The sequence below is a fragment of the Stenotrophomonas sp. STEN035 genome (assembly GCF_056759935.1).
Window position 1 is genome coordinate 1 of sequence record NZ_JBRRDY010000067.1, and the last position, 6,204, is coordinate 6,204.

General features: G+C 64.4%; 6 protein-coding genes. 3 read left to right on the forward strand and 3 right to left on the reverse strand.

What is annotated here, in order from left to right; genetic code table 11:
• Positions 1–138: 138 nt before the first annotated feature.
• The 3 genes from ACVOLL_RS20325 to ACVOLL_RS20335 all read right to left on the reverse strand — a co-directional run bounded on the left by ACVOLL_RS20325 (position 139) and on the right by ACVOLL_RS20335 (position 3,435).
• Positions 139–1,290 carry a glycoside hydrolase family 18 protein gene (locus ACVOLL_RS20325; RefSeq protein ID WP_481514543.1) on the reverse strand — a complete coding sequence of 384 codons (1,152 nt, stop codon included), beginning with the start codon at positions 1,288–1,290 and terminating at the stop codon, positions 139–141.
• A 360-nt stretch (positions 1,291–1,650) separates the two neighbouring features.
• Positions 1,651–2,490: an acid phosphatase gene (locus ACVOLL_RS20330; RefSeq protein ID WP_481514544.1), complete on the reverse strand. Its 840-nt coding sequence runs from the start codon at positions 2,488–2,490 to the stop codon at positions 1,651–1,653.
• Between the two features lie 120 nt (positions 2,491–2,610).
• Positions 2,611–3,435, reverse strand: coding sequence for an ABC transporter ATP-binding protein (locus tag ACVOLL_RS20335; RefSeq protein ID WP_481514545.1), 825 nt, complete (start codon positions 3,433–3,435; stop codon positions 2,611–2,613).
• A gap of 127 nt (positions 3,436–3,562) precedes the next feature.
• Between ACVOLL_RS20335 and ACVOLL_RS20340 the strand changes: the two genes are divergently transcribed.
• From ACVOLL_RS20340 to mutM, 3 genes are all read left to right on the forward strand, one after another.
• A complete protein-coding gene (locus tag ACVOLL_RS20340) occupies positions 3,563–4,765 on the forward strand; it encodes a DesA family fatty acid desaturase (protein ID WP_481514546.1) in 1,203 nt (400 codons plus the stop codon).
• Positions 4,762–5,091 carry an EF-hand domain-containing protein gene (locus ACVOLL_RS20345; RefSeq protein ID WP_481514547.1) on the forward strand — a complete coding sequence of 110 codons (330 nt, stop codon included), beginning with the start codon at positions 4,762–4,764 and terminating at the stop codon, positions 5,089–5,091. The genes ACVOLL_RS20340 and ACVOLL_RS20345 overlap by 4 nt, the downstream gene beginning before the upstream one ends.
• A gap of 172 nt (positions 5,092–5,263) precedes the next feature.
• Complete coding sequence (gene mutM / locus ACVOLL_RS20350; RefSeq protein WP_481514548.1) at positions 5,264–6,076, forward strand: bifunctional DNA-formamidopyrimidine glycosylase/DNA-(apurinic or apyrimidinic site) lyase; 813 nt, start codon at positions 5,264–5,266, stop codon at positions 6,074–6,076.
• Positions 6,077–6,204: the final 128 nt, after the last annotated feature.

Below are 6,204 nucleotides of genomic sequence, written 5' to 3' on the forward strand. Positions count from 1 at the left end.
CCCCCGCACCCCCCCTCCCCCTCCCCGCCGTGGTTGGTGTGGGTCTACCAAGCACGCGGGGGCCGGCGTTGCCCCCGCCCCCCACAAAGCTAGGTCGGTGAAGTCTCTGCCGAGCGTGACTCGGAACTACGGTTGGAGCTACCGGTGAAGCTCCTGCCGAGCATGGCTCGGCACTACCGGGTCAGCACGCAACGCCTCATGCAACACATCAAGCAGCTGCTCGTTGTCATCACCGCGTTGTTCCCAATACATGATGCCGCCAAGGCCCTGCTGCTTCACGAAGTTGGCCTTGATCAGCAGCGATTGCGGATCGTCGTAGCTGATCATGCGTCGCTCCTTGGCATTCCACAGCCACGGCACCTGCGCCTCGTCATCCCAATGACGTTGCCAGTCCGGCGCATTGAGGCGGGTATGGACGATGTCACGCCAGGTGATGAAGCCGCCTTCCTTGGTGAACTTCTGGAAGCGACCATTGTTGTCCGTGCCGACATCACCAAACGTACGGCCGTAGAACGGCACACCGATGTTGATCTTCTCGGCAGGCACGCCGGCATCGAGGAAGTACTTCACCGCATCCACGGTGGTGCGGCCCTGCGGCGTAGCCAGCGATGAGCGCGCAAGCCCGGAGTGATGGCCGGTGGTCTTGGTCAGGCTGCCGTAGAAGTCGTAGGTCATCAGATTGATCCAATCCAATGACTTGGCGATGCGTGGAAGCTCGAGGCCTTCGGCTGCGCGGCCTTCGGCGGCGGCGATGGTCAGCAGGTAGTGATGCTTGCCGTTGCCTTCGCGATCCAGGCGCGCGCGCAGTTCTTCCAACAACGCGGTGAAGTTCTGGCGATCATCCGGACTGTGGCTGATGTCGGCATCACCGAGCGTGGGGTATTCCCAGTCGATATCCAGGCCATCGAGTTTGAACTGGTGCATCAGCGCGACGCTGCTGTCGATGAAGCGCGCGCGTGCCGGTGCAGTGGCGGCGGCTTCAGAGAAGTTGCCGGCACCCCAGCCACCAATCGACAAGACGATCTGCAGTGAGGGGTTGTCCGTGCGCTTGGCGACCACGGCGTGCAGGCGTGCTGGATCGACGCTTTCGGGCAGGTAGACGGTGCCGTCGAGGCGAACCACGGCGAAGGCGAAGTTCACCACGTCGAGCTTGCGTGCAGACAGCTGCAGCGGCTCGGGGCTGTCCATCACATAGCCTATCAGGCGCGGTGGTTGTGCTTGCACAGCGAAGGGCAGCAATGCGGCGAACAACAGCGCATGCAGGCGTGGACTGCGAAGGAATACAGGCATGAGAGGTCCCGTAATGAGAGGACCCCGGACTGTAACCGCAGATGCCCATCACAGAGCAAGGCAGTGACGTCGGAAACCATCGTGCAACTGTAGAGCCGAGCCATGCTCGGCTGGGGCGTTACCGGTAGCCCTGCCGAACGATGGGCCTGTGGGAGCGGCGTCAGCCGCGAAGCTGATAGCCGATCAGATTGCGTGCATGCCTGCGGTTCACGCAAGGCTGGGTTGGGGGATTACCCCGCTCCCAAAAGAATCGGGTCACTTGGGCCGTGGTGCCGAGCTTGGCTCGGCACTACCAAGGTCTGCTGGTTCTTCCTGGGAAGGCCCCTGCCGAGCATGGCTCGGCACTACATTTGGTACTGCTCAGCGGGCTTCGGGGATGTCCGACGTCAGCGCTGCGGTTTCCGCGGCGCAATCGCGCGGCAGCGGCAGCTTGAGCGTGCGTGCGTGGGCAAGCTCTTCGCGTGCCTTGGCCAGATCGGCGACAAACGCCGGGTTGTCGTGCAAGCGCGCGACCGTGGCCGCACCCATGAACTGGCCCTGCTGCACATCGCTATACCAATGCACGTTGCAGACCAGGCGGCTGTGGCCGTAGTTGCGACCGCGTTCGATCAACGCGGTGGCATGCTCAGGGTCGATCTCCGACAGGATCAGGCCCCAGGCCCAACCAATCGACGTATGCCCAGACGGGTAGGAGCCACTCTTGCGCAGGCCTTCCTCATCGTCCGGCGTACAGGTCGGTGCGTTGTTGACCATGAACGGACGCGGCCGCTGGTAGTGCGTTTTCGCGGCCTTGGTAGCCGCGCTGGCGTCGATGCGGCTGCGTTCCAGCAGGCGGTACAGCACCGGGGTGGTCTTGGCGGTGACCGCCACGCCGAGCGCGCAGCTGAACTGATCGGCGCCGGCCGGGAAGCTCAGATCGGCATCGGTATGGGCCTGCGCGAAGCGCGCGCTGCCTTGCATGCTCAGGGCCTGGCTGGCGACGGCTTCGTCCAGCTGTGCCGATGCCGAGCCGGGCGCCGGTGGTGCCGGGCTCAGGGCAAGGCTGTCGGGGATGGAGCTGCCAACCAGATAGCCGGTGACCTTGCTGCCGGAGTCGCCGCCTGCGATGGAGGGCAGGATGGGGGTGCTGGAACAGGCGCTGAGCACGGCGGCCAGCGCGAGGGCGGCGCCAAGGCGCAGCGGGGAAACGGGAAATGACATTGCGACGACAACGGGATTACGGGAGCGGGCGGGCATCATCGCACCAACAGCCGCACTCTGCCCCCTCCCTTTGCCGAAGGCAAGGGGAGGGCTGGGGAGGGGTGCTCTTCGCTGGGAAAGCTACAGGTGGCCCACCCAGGCCGACATCCGCCCGTCATCCTCGCGCACTTCGATCGGCCCACCGAACACCTCCGACAGTGGGGCCGAGCGCAGTAGTTCAGTACGGCTGCCGTCAGCAAAAATGCGGCCGCCCTTCATCAGCACCACGCGGTTGATCTCGGGGATCACTTCCTCGATGTGGTGGGTGACCAGCACCAGGGTGATGCCCTGCTGGGCAAGGTTGCGCATGCTGTCGACCAGATGCTGGCGCGAGATGAGGTCCAGACCGGTGGAGGGTTCGTCCAGCAGCAATGCTTTTGGCTGATTGACCAGTGCACGGGCGATCAGAACGCGGCGGGTTTCACCGGCTGACAGCTCGGCATAACTGCGGCCCAGCAAGGGCGTGGCGCGCGCCAGTTCCAGCGCATGCCGCGCGCGCTGGCGCATGACGTCGGTGACGTCGCGGTGCGCAGGCACCACAAAGCTGGCAAAGAAGCCGGCGATCACCGCTTCCTCAACGGTCAGCCCAGGCATGCTGGAGAGGTTGCTGGACAGGTCACCGGTGACGATGCCCAGCTGCGCGCGCAGCCGGTCCACCTGCCAGCGGGTCTGCCCCATCACCTTGACCGGCACATGGCCGTCGGCGCGCGCCAAGGGATAAAGCTCACGCGTGATCAGCTTGATGAATGAGGACTTGCCGCAGCCGTTCGGCCCGAGGATGGCAGTGTGCTGGCCCTGTTCGATACGCAGGTTCAGTTCGTGCAGCACGCGGACCTGGCCGCGGACGACGCAGGCATGGTCCAGTTCGATCAGGGGGGCCGCTTCGGCGGCGGGTGCAATGGACATTCAGGAGTAGGTGGCAGCTGAGGATTCGACCAACGGACCTGCCGCCGGTGGATGAAGTTTGCGCCGACAGCCCCCATCATGTGTAGCAGTTGTTTCATCTGGCACCGACTGCCTGGAGTACCTCGTGATGTCCGACGCCCTGCTCGATTTCCTCACCGCTGGCATCGTCGGCCTGGGCTGGTGGGGCATGCTGGCGGTGCTGCTGGTGTTCACCCAGCTCACCATCTTCGCGGTCACCTTGTACCTGCACCGCAGCCAGGCCCATCGCGGTGTGGATTTCCATCCGCTGGTGTCGCACTTCTTCCGCTTCTGGGTGTGGCTGACCACCTCGATGATCACCCGCGAGTGGGTGGCCATCCACCGCAAGCACCACGCCAAGGTCGAGACCGAGGAGGACCCGCACAGCCCCGTCACCAAGGGCATCCGCAACGTGTTCTGGCGCGGCGTGGAGTTGTACCGTGAAGCCCGCACGCTGCGTGGTGATATCGAGCAGTACGGGCGTGGTGCGCCGGAAGACTGGATCGAACGCAGGCTGTATACCCCGCATGCCAATCTCGGCCCGATCCTGCTGTTCGTGATCAACACCGTGTTGTTCGGCCTGCCCGGCATCGCCTTGTGGGCGATCCAGATGGCATGGATTCCGTTCTGGGCCGCAGGCGTGGTCAATGGCCTTGGCCATTGGTGGGGCTATCGCAATTTCGAGTCGGCCGATACTTCGACCAACCTCACCCCGTGGGCGTTCTGGATCGGCGGCGAAGAACTGCACAACAACCATCATGCCTTCCCCAGCTCGGCGCGCTTCTCGATGCGGCGCTGGGAGTTCGACATCGGCTGGCAGGTGATCCGCCTGCTGCAGTTCCTGCGCCTGGCCAAGGTGTTGCGGGTGGCGCCGAGCATGGACATCCGTCCGAATATCGCCGTGCCCGATGCAGACACCTTGAAAGCCTTGTTGTCGCATCGCTTCCAGGCGATGACCGATTACCAGCGCAATGTATTCGCGCCTGCCTTGAAGGATGAGGCTGCTGCAGCGGGTGCCAAGCTGCGCAAGCTGTTGCCGCGGCGCATGCGCAAGGGCCTGGTCAATGATGGTCGCTGGCTCAAACCCGATTGCCGCGCGCAGTTGCAGAGCTGGGTGCAGCAGCGCCCGCGCATCCAGTTGTTGGTCGAGCACCGTGCGCGCCTGTCGGCGTTATTGGAAGCCCGCAGCCATGACGCCGCCGAGCGCCTGCGCCAGTTGCAGCAGTGGTGCCAGGAAGCCGAAGCCAGTGGCAGCGCTGCATTGCAGGCCTATGCAGCGCGTCTGAAAGGCTATTCGCTCAGCGCCGCATGAAGACTCTTTCCGTTCTTTTCCTGCTATGTGCTTGGTTGCCAGCCATCGCCCAGGTGCAGGACACCAACGCCTACCTGCAACGCATGGACAGCGATGGTGATGGCCGGGTCAGCCCGGACGAATACCTGCAGTGGATGCTGTACGCTTTTGACAAGATGGACCGCAACGGTGATGGCGTCCTGCAGCCCGAAGAACAGCCGGGTGGCCGTGGCAAACCGATTACCCGCGAAGAACAGCGCCAGGTGATCCTGGCCCGCTTCGCCCGCCAGGATGCCAACAGCGATGGTTACCTGAGCGCCCGCGAGCTGATGGCGCCACCGCGTTGACTTACAACCCATGAAATGCGGGATGTGGGAGCGGCGTAAGCCGCGAAGCCTCCAATCCAACCGAAGCCGATAGCACATTGCAATCGATACAGGTCCGTCGTTCGCCACCACCAGCTTCACGGCTCACGCCGTTCCCACAAGAACAGTCAGATACCTACGCTTTGAGGCCTGCATGCCAGAACTACCCGAAGTAGAAACCACCCGACGCGGGCTGGAGCCATATCTGGTGGGCCGTCGCATCCACGGTGTGATCCTGCGCAGGCCGGACCTGCGCTGGCCGATTCCCGCCGAGATCGAACAGCTGCTGCCGGGCCAGCGTATCGAGGCAATCCGTCGTCGCGCCAAATACCTGTTGCTGGATACCGGACTGGGCAGTGCAGTGCTGCATCTGGGCATGTCCGGCAGCCTGCGCGTGTTGCCTGGCGATACACCAGTGCGTGCGCACGACCATGTGGATATCAGCCTGGAAGACGGTCGCCTGCTGCGCTTCAACGATCCGCGTCGGTTTGGTTGCCTGTTATGGCAGCCTGCAGGCGAAACGCACGAGCTGCTGGCTGGACTTGGTCCGGAACCGCTGGAGGATGACTTCGACGGCGATTATCTGTTCCAGCGCAGCCGTGGCCGCAAAGCGCCGATCAAGACCTTCCTGATGGACCAGGGCATTGTCGTCGGCGTCGGCAATATCTATGCGGCGGAAAGTCTGTTCATGGCAGGTATCAATCCCCTGCGTGAAGCCGGCAAGGTATCGCGGGCGCGCTATCAGCGGTTGGCGGATGCGGTGAAGGAAATCCTGGGTCACGCGATCACCCGTGGCGGGACCACCTTGCGCGACTTCATCAGCCCTGATGGTGCGCCGGGTTACTTCGAGCAGGAGCTGCTGGTGTACGGGCGCGAAGGCGAGAACTGCAAGCAATGTGGGCGTGCGCTGCGCTATGCCAGCATTGGCCAGCGGGCAACGGTGTGGTGCGGGTATTGCCAACGCTGAGCGCCGAACGCCTGTAGTGGGGGGGGGGGGGGGGGCGGGGGGGGGGGGCGGCGGCGGGCGGCCCCGGGGGGGCGGGGGGGGGGGGGGGGGCCGCGCCCCCCCCGCGCGCCGCCGCGGGGGGGGGGGGG